Genomic DNA, 13,423 nt, shown 5'->3' on the forward strand with positions numbered 1-13,423 from the left:
AACACTTGAATGGTGCATTGGCTAAGATATAGCTTGGCTAGAGCGACAACACTTTCTTGGAACACTAAAGATGCACCGACACCTCCTCCGAATCTGTATTGCTCTGGTGTTGGTGCTGTCTCTTCAGTCCATTGCTCAAAGTGCCTTACCCGCTGGTGCAGGGGAATTTCTCACAGGTCGCGAGGCCACTTGGCAACGGGAATATGAAGTTTATTTTCAAAATCAATTTACTAGTCGGCGACTCAATCCCTCTGCCATTCAGCGCATTCTCAGGCAAATGTCCAAGCGTACGGGTCGGCGCACAGCTCTTTTGCACTTGGTACCAACGGCCAACGAGATTAAGCTCTTAGTTACCTCTCTACAGGGAGAGCCACTGTTGCTGACTGTGCCAGCAGTGTCGCAAGCTGATCTGATGGCATCGTTCATCTGGCTACCCATGCCTTGTTTCGCCCCGGTCAAGCCCAAGAGTCCTTTATTCAACTGTGGGGCAGTGAAACAGTCACGCTGCAAAACCTCCCCCAACTTAATCTAGAGCAACCCCCTCTCGAACTGCTGGTTTTGAGTGCCTGTCAAACCGCTCTGGGAGACGATCGCGCGGAGTTAGGCTTTGCGGGTCTTGCCCTTCAATCGGGTGCCAAAAGTGCCGTCGCTAGCCTCTGGCAAGTGAGTGATGCGGGTACCCTAGAACTCATGGAACACTTCTATAGCCATCTGCACCACACTGCTAGTAAAGTTGCTGCTCTGCAAAAGGCTCAATTACACCTTCTGAGATATTCAAGATTCCAAGCACCTTATTTTTGGGCAGGCTTTACACTCGTGGGCGCTCCTTGGTAAAGCAATTTTCTGGCCATCGTTTTAAGATTTGTTAGAAGAAAATTTATTTTTGCAAGCAACATCTGAGAAAATTGCATTGAGAGATACAGGATTAAGCACAGATGCATTGGCAAGTGGCTTGGAAAAACGGCATTCGCTATCTTTTGCTGGCACTACTCGCTAGTACGTTGTGGGTCACCCCCGTCTGGGCAACCAGCGCGATCGATATCCCTTTGCCGGAAACAGCGGCCGGGGTCGTTGATGAAGGTAATGTGCTTAGTGCCGTCACCCAAGGCAGTGTCGGGCGATCGCTCCAAGACCTCTCCGAGGCAGCGGGCATCAATGTTCATGTAGTTACACTGCACCGCCTCGACTATGGTGAAACCCCCCAGAGCTTTGTGGATGACCTCTTTAACCAGTGGTTTCCCGATCCTGAGTCCCAAGCCAATCAGGTGATCATTGCCCTCGATACCGTTACCAATGGCACAGCGATTCACTATGGCGAGGCCGTGGCCGAACGCTTGAATCCTGAAACTGCCGAAAGTATTGTCCAAGAAACGATGCGGGTGCCCCTACGGGATGGCAACTACAATCAATCAGTCCTTGACACCGTCGATCGCCTTGCGAAAGTCCTCAAAGGCGAACCGGATCCAGGCCCGCCCGTAGTACGCGAAGTGGTTGTCGAGAAAACCTACAAGAGCAAAGAGGAAACCGACGATCGCTCCGCCACAATTATCGTCGTTGCCCTGCTAATCGCCGCTACAGTGATCCCAATGGTGACATACTTTATGTATCAAGGATCATCGTAGCCAAGCTCCCCTTCCATTTATGAAAATCTATACCTACCACACACCAGAGCGTGTACCAGCCGACTGGCAACCCGACTGTGCCATTGCTGTTGATGTCCTGCGGGCAACCACTACGATCGCCACTGCTCTTGCGGCTGGGGCAGAAGCCGTTCAAGTCTTTAGTGATCTAGCAGAGCTAGAACAAGTGAGTCAGCAGTGGCCGGCAGCCAAGCGGATTCGCGTTGGTGAACGGGGTGGGAAAAAAGTTGCTGGCTTTGACATGGGCAACTCTCCTGCTGAATGCTTGCCAGAGCGGGTAAAAGGATGTCGCCTCTTTATGAGCACCACCAATGGCACCCGTTCCCTTGAGCGAATTCAAGCCAGTCCCCTCGTTCTTGCCGCCGCCCTTGTCAACCGTGCTGCCGTTGCCGAGTTTGTCCAAAAACATCAACCGGAAACCATCTGGATTGTTGGTTCGGGCTGGGAAGGTAGCTATTCCCTCGAAGATACCGTCTGTGCTGGCGCGCTGATTCATCACCTCTGGGGTCAGCAGGATGCCCCCCTCGAAGCCCTTGCGGGTAATGACGAAACTATTGCTGCCACTGCTTTGTACCGCTACTACCAAGATGATCTATTGACCCTCTTTCACCATTCCAGCCACGGGCAGCGCCTGCTCAACCTTGGCAATGAAGCCGATCTCAAATATTGTGCCCAAGTGGATATTCTGGCCATTGTGCCGTGGCAGGTTTCCCCCAAGCTCTTGACTAAGGCCTAGGGCACCACATCCCCACCCAGAGCAAAAAGCCCAACCAGACATTTTCATTGAAGTAACGACCATAGGTCTGAATGGGGAGCGTTGTGGTTTGGGTGTCACGGCGTTCGTGGGTATAAATTTGTAGAGATTGCCGCAGCCAAAAGTAGGTGGTCACGGCCAAGGCCAGCCAAAATCGCCAAGTGAGTCCCGCACTCCAGCCAACAATGATCAGGAACACCACCGTCAGCCCATAAAATAGCGCGATCGCCAAGGGCGCATAGGCACCGAAAAATAAGGCACTGGAATTTACCCCCAGTCGGCGATCGTCGGGGCGATCGGGCATGGCATACACCGTATCAAAGGCCAATGTCCACATCACCACTGCCACCCACAACCACGCGGTGGTCAAGGTTAAGCGTCCCTGTACCGCTGCCCAAGGAATGAGGACAGCAAACCCCCAAGCCACTGCCAAAACGAGTTGCGGAATGGGAAAGACTCGCTTCGCCAAGGGATAGAGCAGAATCACCGGCACTGCGGCCACCGCCAGCCAATACCCCAAGGGAGTGAGGTAAAACGTCAATCCCCAAGCACAGAGGAAGGCAATCACCATCAAGCCCAAGGCCACACTGAGGGAAAGGCGGCGACTGGCTAGGGGGCGGTTTTGAGTCCGCTGCACATGGGGGTCAATATTGCGGTCCCAGCAGTCATTGACAATGCAGCCCGCCGCACTGGTGGCGATCGCCCCCACCGTGATAATCAGCAGCAACTGCAACGACGGCAAGCCCTCACTCGCCAAAGTTAAGGACCACAGCGCCGGAATGAGGAGAATCAAACGACCCGCAGGCTTATGCCACCGCAACAGTTGGGCAATGGCCACCCAAGTTGGCACTGAGGTTCTCGAAACTTGAGAATTCACCACACCGCTCCCACCGTGAATGCCACTACACTTAAAAATCTTAACTTTTCAGGCGATTTTGGGACGTTGCCGCCCCATTTGCCCTAGGTTTCTAGTTAGCCCGTTTGCACTCTGTCGATTTCCCCTTTTATGGCCAGAAAACCCTTTCACTTTTTCCGTAGTGCTGCCCCGCCAGACCCCACACCCCCCGCCGAGGAAGAAGATAACTATCTCGAAGATTACTTCTTTGATGAACCCGGCGCCATGCCCGGTACCCTCAGTATTGAGGCCGATGCGCCACCGCCGACAATTATTCTCATTGACTATCAGCCGGATCAGGCCAGCCGTCGCGTTTTAGAAACGCCGGAAGAATGTGGCCCCTACCTCAGCAGTCCCTCCGTCAGTTGGATAGATGTTCAAGGGATTGGCGATGAAGACGTGATGCGGCGACTTGGCCAAGTTTTTCACCTGCACCCCATTGTCCTTGAAGATATTGTCAATGTCCCCCAGCGCCCCAAAGTTGAGGATCATGACGATTACCTTGTGCTGATTACCCGCATGGTCACCCCCAAGGAAAATGAACACGGCTTTTATACTGAACAAGTGAGCTTTGTCTTGGGGCCGCATTTCTTGCTCACAGTACAAGAAGAACCCGAACGGGATTGTTTTGACATGGTTCGGCAGCGGATTCGCACCAGTCGCGGCATCATTCGTCGCTATGGCCCCGATTATTTAGCCTATGCCCTTTTGGATGCCATTATTGATGGCTTTTACCCGGTTCTAGAAGACTACGGCGAGCGCATTGAGGAATTAGAAGATGCCGTAGTTACCCGTCCTAGTCGCGCCATTCTCGAAGAAGTCCACCAAGTGCGCCGCGAATTACTGGCGCTGCGCCGTGCCATTTGGCCACAACGGGATGCCATCAATGCCATGATTCGCGATCCCAGCCCCCTTCTCTCCGAGGAAGTGCGCATCTACCTACGAGATTGCTATGACCATGCCATTCAAGTGCTAGATATGGTGGAAACCTACCGTGAACTGGCGGCCAGTTTGATGGATGTGTATCTTTCTTCCGTTGGCAATAAAATGAACGAAATTATGAAAATTCTGACGATCATTTCGACCATTTTCATACCGCTGACCTTTATTGTCGGTATCTATGGCATGAACTTTGATCCCGATACCTCCCCTTGGAATATGCCTGAACTGGAGTGGTATTGGGGCTATCCAGCCTGCTGGGCGGTCATGCTTACCGTGGCGGGCAGTTTATTTTTCTTTTTCTGGCGCAAGGGCTGGTTCCAAAGCAGCACCAGTATAGGCTCCCTAGATACTGAACGCTAGTTCCCCATCGACTTTAGAAACTTGCCCCTTGTCCCTTGCGTCAAATTGGCTTAGGGTGGGAAAGCAAAGGGAGTACTTCATATGTAAAAATACTCACTTGTTACGTGCATAAGTTTTGGTGTGAGTTAGGTACTACAGGGCGATCGCCCCTCTCTCCACACGTGAAGAATGGGATTGGGAGAGTTAACCGACTGCAATCAAGCATGAATTAGGAGACTGTATGAAAAGATTGGCACACTTGGGTGTTTTGGCAGGGTTAGTGAGTAGCCTATGGCTAGCACCCGCCATCAGCCGCTATGACATTGCCACTGCCTTGCCCGAAGAACAAGTGTTGCGCATCCTCAACAATGTGCCCATTTTTATGATCACCAATGATAAGGGGGAACCGCTGACCTTTGAGATGCCCAATCCCCAAGATCAAAGCAAGAAAATTCAAGTTTTTACCTTCTTTGTCAATCAGCAGGATGCCCAAACTGCCCTGAACACCATTAAAACCCAGCAACCGGATGTGGGTCGCGTGGCGCGGGTCTCGGCAGCCGCTCTCAGTGGGGCGGTGAAAATTGCCCTCGAAAGCCAAAAAAATCCTGCCATTGGTGTGGACATTATCCCCTCCAGACCACAACTGGAAGCAGCGGTGAATCTGCTCAAACAAAGTGGCGATCTAGTGGAACGCGATGGCAAAATTCTCACCAAGGATGGTAGGCCGTTCATGGGCGGTACCCCCCTCTTTTTCCTAGCAGATAGCAAAACAGGCAACCCCATTGCCATTGAAGCCCAAATGCGCGAAAACGGCCAGACCCGCACCCAGCGGTTTATTCCCTTTTACTTTGATAAAACCCAACTCCAACGGGAAGTGGATCAAGCCCGCCAGCAGCGTCCTGAACTGGCCAAGGATACCGGGATTCGCGTCGTCATGCTGGATAATTTGGTGGCAACCATGTTGAGCACCAACGATCCTGTGGCGGGTCAAATTCAACTGGTACAAACCCCTGAGGCGATTCAGTTTGCCGTGCAACAGAGCGGTGGCAATAATGCCCAGCGACCCAATCAAGCGAATCAACCCGCGTCTCCCCAGCGCCCAAATCAACAGGGGGGCGGTCAAGGCACAAACCGCAACCGCTAAGACACACCCATGCCCTGGCGACACCTGCTAACGGCAATTCTGCTCCTTGGCTTCCTGTGGGGATGTGCCCTGCCTCAAGTGCGAGCAGAGGAGCGCCTGTTTCTGAATGTCGGGGTGGAATTTCGTGGCGAAGTGCAATTAGCCGTTGGCAGCCAGTGGCAGAATACCGAGGTGGGGGGGCTGTCGGGTTTGATCTACGATCCGCGTCAACAGCAGTTCTATGCCATTAGTGACGATCGCCAGCAACCTCGGTTTTACACCCTCGAAATCACTCCCGAAACCATTACCCCCAAGGACGTAACCTTTCTCCAGCAGCCTAATGGTGAGGTGTATCCGCCCAACACTGCCGACACTGAGGGGATTGCGCTGACGCCTGAGGGGCACCTTGTAATTAGCAGTGAAGGGGTAACGGCCACGGCTAGCCCCCCTTGGATCAAAGAGTTTGAGCGCGCGAATGGACGAACCATTGCAGCTCTCCCTATGCCCAAGTACTATCTCGCCAATGGTCAGCAGGGCATTCGCAATAATCTCGGTTTTGAGGCACTGACGCTTTCGCCGGCGGGCGATCGCCTGTTTGTCGGCGTTGAATCGGCCCTTGCCCAAGATGTCCGCCCCAATATCCCCATTTACTGCCGCCTGCTCCATTACCTGCGGGGGGATGTTGCCCCTGTGTTGGTGGCGGAGCATCTCTATCCCTTGGAACCCTCAGAGGCCGTGTTTAATGGCCTCGTGGAGCTACTTGCCCTTGACAATGGTGGCCATTTTCTGAGCTTGGAGCGCACCTATAGTCCGGGAGCAGGGCATGGCATCAAGCTCTTTGAAGTATCCTTGGCAGGGGCGACAGATACCCTTGGCATGGCCACGTTACCGGTTGATCTGCGCACTCTCCGCCCTGTGCAGAAACGGCTGATTTTGGATTTCAAGACGCTGGGGATTCCCTTGACCAATTTGGAGGGGATGAGCTTGGGTCCCCCCTTGGCCGATGGGGCGCGATCGCTCTACATCATTGGCGACAACAACTTTGATGGCAAGACGCCGACCCAAGTCCTGATTTTTGCCTTAACCTTCCAGCGCTAGGCCTCAACGGTCAAGAGTCCCAGTTGTGCTAACAGGCGATCGCCCTCCACATGCTCCTGCATCATTTGTTCGACGCATTTGACTTTAGCGATTTCATGGAGGCGCACCTGACCAAAGGCACGATCCACAATTTCCACGGCTGTTAGGGTGTCTAAGTCCACCGAGAGAATGGGAATTTCCAACTCTTCGGCACGGGCAAGAATCGCAGGGGAAGGCGGCAAATGCCCCGTGAGGATCAGACAGTGGGTGGAGGTCTCCAAGGCCGCCCATTGAATATCGGTGCGATCGCCCCCGGTAATCACCGCCATATTGTTTGCTTTACGGAAATACTTCAAGGCAGCACTGACGTTCATTGCCCCAATGGTGAGTTCTTCTACCAGCAAATCCAAGCGATCCGGGCGGCACAACACTTCCGCATTTAACTGGCGTACCAATTCCCTGACACTGACACTGCGCAGCAGCTGACTGCGGGGCAACATCCCAAAAACGGGGATCTGATGGGTCTCCAGATAGTGGCGAATGGCAGGCAAGGGTTGGGCCTCGGGTTGGGGAATATCGTTGATGATCACCCCCAATAGGCGATCGCCCAATTCCGACTTGGCGAGGAGGAGCGATTCCACCACCAAGGGGGACTCGTAGCGCACCACCAGTAAAATGGGTGCATCCAACACCGCTGCCATCTGAGCTAACCCCAAATCAAACAGCCGCCCCTCGGCTAATGTGGCTGGCCCTTCGAGAAGCACCAAGTCTTCACTATTGATAGTGTGATAGGCTGCTAGGGCTTGGCGATAATCCTGCTGATCTGTGCCCATCAGCCGTGCCTTGATCACTTCTGGCGTCAGCGTGAGCAATGTGGGTCGCACATTCTCTAGGTTGAGGGTTTGCTGTAAAAAACTGACATCGGCTTCAGTGTCTTCACTCTCGGTAGCGGGTTGGTAGGTGCCCAAGGGCTTACCATAGGCAATGCGCAGATGGCGATCGCGACAGAGCTTGGCCAAGCCTAAAACCGTTGCCGACTTACCGCTATAGGGCACAATGGAACCAATTAATAAATGCTTCGCCACCGTTTAGTTACTCCTCCCACAACCCCAACCCTGAACACGCTATCCTTAGTCAAGCCGTAACAGCTTACGATAAAACGCTTTTGAAAAATCGGCAATACGATGTTTTTTATAGTTAATAATTACATCAATGAGATGATCCACCAGTTCAAACGTGGTGATGGACATTTCGTACTGGAGATCAGGCGAATTATCAAAGGTCACCGTACAACGGGATAAATCCGCCGGCAAATTGGCGATTGTCCATGTGGCAATAAAATCAACATTGTTACCGCCTTCAATCCCCCGTTGTCCCTCCAACTTCCCCAAACGGTAGAGGGCGATGCCCAAGGGCAGCAGCGGACGTTTCTCAGCACGCATATAGGGGGCAAAGATATTGACTTCCCGGGGGTTGGCAGGCTGAAGCTGATCGAGGGCGGTCATGCAAGAATCCTTGTGTATTCAGTCTCACCGAGTGCTGAGGTCTATTCTACAGGTAGAGCAGGTAGCACGGGAGTCTTCGCTCTAGTAGCGCATTTTGGTTTGGTAACATATAGTTAACATAACTAACGAGCACTGCCTATGGTTTTTGATCCCGGAAACGCTAATTTCTACCAGTCTTCTACGGATGATGGGCAGCCCAATCTGCTCCTGAAGTACCTGCAAAGCCAATCGCCAGAAGTTTTGACCCGTATTGCCCGTTCCGTCAGTCCAGAAATTCGCCAAATTATCAGCCAGAATGTCCAAGGTCTCGTGGGCGGCCTTCCCTCCGAGGATTTTAATGTCCAAATTGCCACCGATCGCGACAACCTTGCGGGGTTATTGGCCTCAGCCATGATGACGGGGTATTTTCTGCGCCAGATAGAACAGCGCATGGAACTGGAAATGAGCCTCGGCGATTTACCTATGCCCTAGGTTCTACCCACATACTTATTGTGAGTCTTGCTTGTGTCCGATCCTTGGCAACAGTTTAAGGCACTGCCTTGGCGATCGCTGGTGCCCACAGGTCTTCTTGTTGCCCTGCTTGCAGCGCTGTTTGATACGGGGCTTTACTATATTGCCGGTGCCGTCGCATCTGTCGGCGAGGCGTTGATCATCCTACTTCAGCCTCCTTTGGGTCTGTTAGTCCGCCTTGGTCTGAGCATTGGCCTTGGAATGGTGGCAGTGATCTCTTTGGAGGTGTGGTTTAACCCAGCGCCGATCTATAGCGGCACCCTCTGGGCGTTATTTCTGTGTGTCCTAATGGCCAGTGTGTTCTTGAGCTTTTTTAGCGGTACCTTGGGACTGCGCCCCCTATTTTTTCCACTCACAGAGGTGTTCCTGATTGGCACAGCCGTGGGGATTTTTTGGCAGGGTCGTCGCTACTGGCGGTATTAATTCGCTTCCTCAAGACGAGACGCAGGGAGCTTCGGAACGACGGCACTAATCTCAGGATTGAAGGTGACATCAAAGGCATCGGCTCCCTGAAACAAATACCACACGGCCTCAATCACACAGGCAATGCGAGCAATGCTACCCAGAGAACCGTAGGGCACCGTCGAAAAGAGTAGCCCCAGCATGAGGTAAACGCCACCCCACAGGGGTTGGCGCAAATAAAACTTATGGAGTCCGGGGAGAAAGATGCCGGCCAAGGCTAAGAGAATGGCGATCGCGCGATTACGGTAGCCCATTATTGCTCACTGTGAATGACTCTAAATGCGATATTCAGTTAATCTTTAGCAAAACGCAACCTTGAGGAGTCTGGATTGCCACAACCACTATCTGTTGCTGTCTTTATTTGCCTAGAATGGCAACCCAATGCCGGGGGACACGTCAAATGTTGGGAACGTTTTGCGGCAGCTGCCAGCCACTACCCAGACCGCGTTGACCTGACCATTTACTTCCTTGGTGCCAAACAGCAAACCCTAGAGGTAGCAGCCAATGTTCGCTACCAATTGCTACCGCCCCAGTTCAGCACGCACTCACTGGAAATTATGCGCCAAGGGGCAGGCGTGACCGATGTAGCTCCCTTGCATTGGGGATTGCGCCGTTATTTACCCCAACATCAGGTGTTTCACATTACGGATACTTTTAGCTTTGCTCAAACGGTGCGCCGCTTTTGTCGCCAGTACCATCGTCCTCTCCTCAGTTCGATTCACACGGATTTGCCCTTATTGACCCGCACCTATTCGCGGGAAATTATTTGGCGCATGAGTGGCCGCAGTTGGGGGCGAGAATTTTGGCGGTGGCTATGGCTGGAGAAATTACAAGTGGATCAGTGGTTTGGTTACCGAGCCGAACGTAAATTAGCGGGCTTTATGCGTGCTAGCGATCGCGTCTTGGTCTCGCGGCAGCAGGATGCCGATTGGCTGCTCACGTTTTTGCCCCCTGAGCGGGTGGCGTGGTTTCAGCGGGGCATCGATCGCGATCGCTTTCATCCGCGATTTCGCAATCCCCAATGGCTACGGGAGGAGTATCACCTGCCAGAGGTGCCGATCGCGCTTTTTGTCGGTCGGGTAGATGCCAGTAAAAATGTGCTCCTGTTAGCGCAGGCAGCTCAAGTGTTAACCAATCAAGGAAAGGCATTCCATGTGTTGATTGTTGGCGAAGGGGCACAGGCTACCCTTGTCAAAGACCTTTTGGGCGATCGCGTCACCCTCACAGGCAAGGTACCCCAGGAAAAATTAGGGGCAATTTATGCCAGCAGTGATCTATTCGTCTTTCCCTCAGAGTCGGAAACAGGGCCCAATGTGGTGGTGGAAGCACGAGCGGCAGGATTACCCGTTGTCATTTCTGGGTTTGATGGCGGGCGCAAATATGTCCAAACCTCAGGGGAGGATGGGGTGGTGGTTTACAGTCGCGACCCCCAAGATTGGGCAGCCGCCATTACCCCGCTGTTAGATGATGCCCACTATCGCCAGCGGATGGGAACACAGGCACACCAGATCACCCAAGCAACGTGCCCCACGTGGCAGGACGCCTTTGAGCAGAGCATTTTGTGCCAATGGGAAGCGGTTGCCCAAGCCTACGGCTGGCCTCAAAAAGCCTGATCCTCTAGGAGAGCCTCTAAAATCAAGGCCATATGGGTCCAGTGGGTTCCCCCCTGACAAAAGACAATATAGGGTGGACGCAAAGGGCCATCGGCAGACAGTTCCGACGTGCTGCCGTCAATAAACGTGCCCCCAGCCATCACTAGATCATCGGCATAGCCGGGCATGGGCGCAGGTACAGGATCAAGATAGGAACCCACCGGGGAGTAACGTTGCAACGTACGGCAAAAGGCAATCAGCTTTTCAGGACTGCCCAATTGGATCGCTTGAATGACATCGCGGCGGGGGGCAAGGGGGGCGGGGTTGACGGGATAACCCAATTGGTCAAAGACATAGGCCAAGAGATGGGCGCACTTGAGGGCTTCGCCGACCATTTGCGGTGCTAAGAACAGCCCTTGAAAGAGCAGACGATGTTGATCAAATGTGGCACCCCCTTCGTGGCCAATCCCCGGTGCCGTGAGGCGATAACTGGCTTGCTCAATGAGATCAGCGCGTCCTGCTAAGTAGCCCCCCGCGGTGGCGATCGTGCCGCCGGGATTTTTAATCAGAGAACCCGCAATCAAATCGGCGCCAACATGGGGCGGTTCTTGGGTCTCGACAAATTCGCCGTAGCAATTATCCACAAAACAAACCACATTGGGATTTTGCCCCTTGATCAGTTGGATCATTTTGCCAATGTCCTCAAGGCTGAGGCTCGGCCGCCATGTATAGCCACAGGAGCGTTGAATGAGCACCATGCGGGTTTGAGGTTGGACACAGGTGGCGATCGCCCCCCAATCCGGTTCGCCCGTACTCAGGAGGGGAATCTGGCGATAGTGAATCCCAAAGTCCTTGAGGGAACCTTGGCCGCGACCCCGCAGGCCAATCACCTCTTCTAGGGTGTCGTAGGGGGCACCCGCAAGGGAAATCAGTTCATCCCCAGGGCGGAGCACACCAAATAGCGCCGTGGCGATCGCGTGGGTACCAGAAACAAATTGCACCCGCACCAAGGCCGCCTCAGCCCCCATCACCTGCGCAAAAACGCGATCCAGCACCTCACGCCCTAGGTCGCCATGACCATAGCCCGTCATGCTACTGAAGTGATGCACCCCCAGCCGCTGCTGCCGAAACGCCCCTAGAACCCGATCCAAATTTTCCTTAACGCGGCCATCAATTTCGTTAAACGTTGGGGCAAGTGCCTCTTGGGCAGTAGTTAAGAGTAGATTCGTCACGCGCAAAGAAGAAATCAGCTATTCATGTAAAAGAATATGCAAGGGAATCACGACTAACTATGAATCCTCACTGAAAAACTCATTATCTTCTAGATTAACATCCAAGCCATCAACCAGATCATCAAGTTTGGGTTTGAAATCAAAATTGTATAAAAAGTCAATATCTAGTGATTCAAGCAAAGCACGAATATAGATTCTCAATGAGACGTAACCTAGAGATTCAATAAAACTAGGGATATCTAATTTAGGGATCCATTCATAGCATGAAGCATGAATATTGACCAAGAAGTGCATTATTTGCTCTAGCTGTCTTGATTCTACTGGAAGGAGCTTAGGACATTGATTTTCATCTAATGCCTGCTCAAAAAAGTTAATCATTTTTCTTTCATCAGTCTCATCAAACTTTTCTCTTGCTAAATTAGGTATTAAAGTCTTATCAAAGACTTTAATTTGAGATGAAGTCTCTTTCTTTAACTCAGTGTTGATCCAACGAGTTTGGAGGGGATCGGCTGCTGCACAAACGCAGTAGATAGGGAATAAATTGTCATTTGACCAGTTTAAAAGCCAATTTAAATTTCTGTAAGCATTCAACCTAGCCACCTTACCTAAACGTGCAATAAGCTCAACTTCGTCAATTAGGATAACCCAACCTTTATAACCACACCAAGTTAATACATCGGACATTAGCTCACAGTAAGCACGACTATGATTTGCAATTTTAAAAACAGGTAATTTTGGAAAATCTTGGCCTCTTTTTTTATGAACTCTTTTAATCTCAGATATTGGTAATCGGCATCCAATCAAATCACCATACAGCAACTCACTTTCTTCTTCATTAGCGTAAAAATAATTTTCAAGAACAATCAGTGGTAATTCATGGGTGTATCTATTTTGGGCATGAATATAAATATCATTTAAATCATCTGCTCTTTTAGTATTCAACTTATGCTGAATACCAAACAGTTTAGAATCTGGAGTTCTGATAGATGAGGCCAGCTTTGCATACAAACGCAACATATGCTGACCAGATAATTCACGACTAAGAGTAACTCTACTAACGGCAAAACCCATCTCCAGAGCTTTATATTCAATATTGGTTAATTCGTGGGTTTTTCCTTGACCGTAGCCACCCCATATAAATCTACCCTTTTGTTTATTACCTACAGCCAGCTGTTCTAAATCTCGAATAATTTTTGTTGTTAGATCAGGTCTTAAATCAGGAAGTTCACGTATTGAGACTCTGGTAGGAATACCAGCACGAAGAGACTCAATAATAGCAATTGCCGTGTTTTTATCTAAATTAGTAACCATATATCACTCAAAATCCTGTATCTCCATAAATCAATTTTTAT

At 51.5% G+C, this 13,423-nt stretch carries 15 protein-coding genes; 9 read left to right on the forward strand and 6 right to left on the reverse strand.

Annotated features, from left to right (window positions below):
- Positions 1-441 precede the first annotated feature (441 nt).
- The 3 genes from RHJ02_RS06720 to RHJ02_RS06730 all read left to right on the forward strand — a co-directional run bounded on the left by RHJ02_RS06720 (position 442) and on the right by RHJ02_RS06730 (position 2,376).
- Positions 442-834, forward strand: coding sequence for a CHAT domain-containing protein (locus RHJ02_RS06720; RefSeq protein ID WP_255521427.1), 393 nt, complete (start codon positions 442-444; stop codon positions 832-834).
- A 101-nt stretch (positions 835-935) separates the two neighbouring features.
- On the forward strand, positions 936-1,622 hold the full coding sequence (gene psb32 / locus RHJ02_RS06725; RefSeq protein WP_310744382.1) for a photosystem II repair protein Psb32: 687 nt from the start codon (positions 936-938) through the stop codon (positions 1,620-1,622).
- A gap of 19 nt (positions 1,623-1,641) precedes the next feature.
- A complete protein-coding gene (locus tag RHJ02_RS06730; RefSeq protein WP_149818073.1) occupies positions 1,642-2,376 on the forward strand; it encodes a 2-phosphosulfolactate phosphatase family protein in 735 nt (244 codons plus the stop codon).
- On the opposite strand, the gene RHJ02_RS06735 is transcribed toward RHJ02_RS06730, so the two are convergent.
- On the reverse strand, positions 2,366-3,244 hold the full coding sequence (locus tag RHJ02_RS06735; protein WP_310800058.1) for a 4-hydroxybenzoate solanesyltransferase: 879 nt from the start codon (positions 3,242-3,244) through the stop codon (positions 2,366-2,368). The genes RHJ02_RS06730 and RHJ02_RS06735 overlap by 11 nt on opposite strands.
- Positions 3,245-3,400: 156 nt before the next feature.
- Between RHJ02_RS06735 and corA the strand changes: the two genes are divergently transcribed.
- The 3 genes from corA (at position 3,401) to RHJ02_RS06750 (ending at position 6,791) form a co-directional block, all read left to right on the forward strand.
- Positions 3,401-4,591, forward strand: a complete 1,191-nt coding sequence (gene corA / locus RHJ02_RS06740; protein ID WP_206199502.1) for a magnesium/cobalt transporter CorA — start codon at positions 3,401-3,403, stop codon at positions 4,589-4,591.
- A gap of 220 nt (positions 4,592-4,811) precedes the next feature.
- Positions 4,812-5,714 carry a Tic22 family protein gene (locus RHJ02_RS06745; protein WP_206199503.1) on the forward strand — a complete coding sequence of 301 codons (903 nt, stop codon included), beginning with the start codon at positions 4,812-4,814 and terminating at the stop codon, positions 5,712-5,714.
- Positions 5,715-5,723: 9 nt separating this feature from the next.
- Positions 5,724-6,791 (forward strand): esterase-like activity of phytase family protein, encoded by a 1,068-nt coding sequence (locus RHJ02_RS06750; RefSeq protein WP_310742796.1) that lies wholly within the window; start codon positions 5,724-5,726, stop codon positions 6,789-6,791.
- Here the strand turns inward: RHJ02_RS06750 and RHJ02_RS06755 are convergent.
- The gene (locus tag RHJ02_RS06755) at positions 6,788-7,855 is read right to left on the reverse strand and encodes a phosphotransacetylase family protein (protein ID WP_310438334.1); all 1,068 of its coding nucleotides are present in this window, start codon (positions 7,853-7,855) and stop codon (positions 6,788-6,790) included. The genes RHJ02_RS06750 and RHJ02_RS06755 overlap by 4 nt on opposite strands.
- 45 nt (positions 7,856-7,900) lie before the next feature.
- Complete coding sequence (gene ebsA, locus RHJ02_RS06760; protein WP_206199506.1) at positions 7,901-8,275, reverse strand: type IV pilus biogenesis protein EbsA; 375 nt, start codon at positions 8,273-8,275, stop codon at positions 7,901-7,903.
- 138 nt (positions 8,276-8,413) lie between these two features.
- Between ebsA and RHJ02_RS06765 the strand changes: the two genes are divergently transcribed.
- Both RHJ02_RS06765 and RHJ02_RS06770 read left to right on the forward strand, forming a co-directional pair.
- On the forward strand, positions 8,414-8,746 hold the full coding sequence (locus tag RHJ02_RS06765; protein ID WP_206199507.1) for a DUF760 domain-containing protein: 333 nt from the start codon (positions 8,414-8,416) through the stop codon (positions 8,744-8,746).
- Positions 8,747-8,779: 33 nt separating this feature from the next.
- The gene (locus RHJ02_RS06770) at positions 8,780-9,208 is read left to right on the forward strand and encodes a hypothetical protein (protein ID WP_206199508.1); all 429 of its coding nucleotides are present in this window, start codon (positions 8,780-8,782) and stop codon (positions 9,206-9,208) included.
- Here RHJ02_RS06770 and RHJ02_RS06775 read toward each other — a convergent pair.
- Positions 9,205-9,501, reverse strand: a complete 297-nt coding sequence (locus tag RHJ02_RS06775; RefSeq protein ID WP_310438333.1) for a hypothetical protein — start codon at positions 9,499-9,501, stop codon at positions 9,205-9,207. The two genes, RHJ02_RS06770 and RHJ02_RS06775, sit on opposite strands and share 4 nt — an antisense overlap.
- A 75-nt stretch (positions 9,502-9,576) precedes the next feature.
- On the opposite strand from RHJ02_RS06775, the gene RHJ02_RS06780 reads away from it, so the two are divergent.
- Positions 9,577-10,860 (forward strand): glycosyltransferase, encoded by a 1,284-nt coding sequence (locus tag RHJ02_RS06780; protein ID WP_310800059.1) that lies wholly within the window; start codon positions 9,577-9,579, stop codon positions 10,858-10,860.
- Here the strand turns inward: RHJ02_RS06780 and RHJ02_RS06785 are convergent.
- Positions 10,848-12,071 carry a methionine gamma-lyase family protein gene (locus RHJ02_RS06785; protein WP_310800060.1) on the reverse strand — a complete coding sequence of 408 codons (1,224 nt, stop codon included), beginning with the start codon at positions 12,069-12,071 and terminating at the stop codon, positions 10,848-10,850. The two genes, RHJ02_RS06780 and RHJ02_RS06785, sit on opposite strands and share 13 nt — an antisense overlap.
- A gap of 57 nt (positions 12,072-12,128) precedes the next feature.
- Positions 12,129-13,382 (reverse strand): BREX system ATP-binding domain-containing protein, encoded by a 1,254-nt coding sequence (locus tag RHJ02_RS06790; protein ID WP_310800061.1) that lies wholly within the window; start codon positions 13,380-13,382, stop codon positions 12,129-12,131.
- Positions 13,383-13,423 lie beyond the last annotated feature (41 nt).

Source organism: Thermosynechococcus sp. TG215, from assembly GCF_031583455.1.
In the GTDB taxonomy this organism is placed as follows: domain Bacteria; phylum Cyanobacteriota; class Cyanobacteriia; order Thermosynechococcales; family Thermosynechococcaceae; genus Thermosynechococcus.

Excerpts from the sequence above, each read along its gene's own strand:
- psb32 (WP_310744382.1), top strand. The coding sequence starts at position 936 with ATGCATTGGCAAGTGGCTTGGAAAAACGGCATTCGCTATCTTTTGCTG.
- RHJ02_RS06730 (WP_149818073.1), top strand. The coding sequence starts at position 1,642 with ATGAAAATCTATACCTACCACACACCAGAGCGTGTACCAGCCGACTGG.
- corA (WP_206199502.1), top strand. The coding sequence starts at position 3,401 with ATGGCCAGAAAACCCTTTCACTTTTTCCGTAGTGCTGCCCCGCCAGAC.
- RHJ02_RS06745 (WP_206199503.1), top strand. The coding sequence starts at position 4,812 with ATGAAAAGATTGGCACACTTGGGTGTTTTGGCAGGGTTAGTGAGTAGC.
- RHJ02_RS06750 (WP_310742796.1), top strand. The coding sequence starts at position 5,724 with ATGCCCTGGCGACACCTGCTAACGGCAATTCTGCTCCTTGGCTTCCTG.
- ebsA (WP_206199506.1), bottom strand. The coding sequence starts at position 8,275 with ATGACCGCCCTCGATCAGCTTCAGCCTGCCAACCCCCGGGAAGTCAAT.
- RHJ02_RS06765 (WP_206199507.1), top strand. The coding sequence starts at position 8,414 with ATGGTTTTTGATCCCGGAAACGCTAATTTCTACCAGTCTTCTACGGAT.
- RHJ02_RS06775 (WP_310438333.1), bottom strand. The coding sequence starts at position 9,501 with ATGGGCTACCGTAATCGCGCGATCGCCATTCTCTTAGCCTTGGCCGGC.
- RHJ02_RS06790 (WP_310800061.1), bottom strand. The coding sequence starts at position 13,382 with ATGGTTACTAATTTAGATAAAAACACGGCAATTGCTATTATTGAGTCT.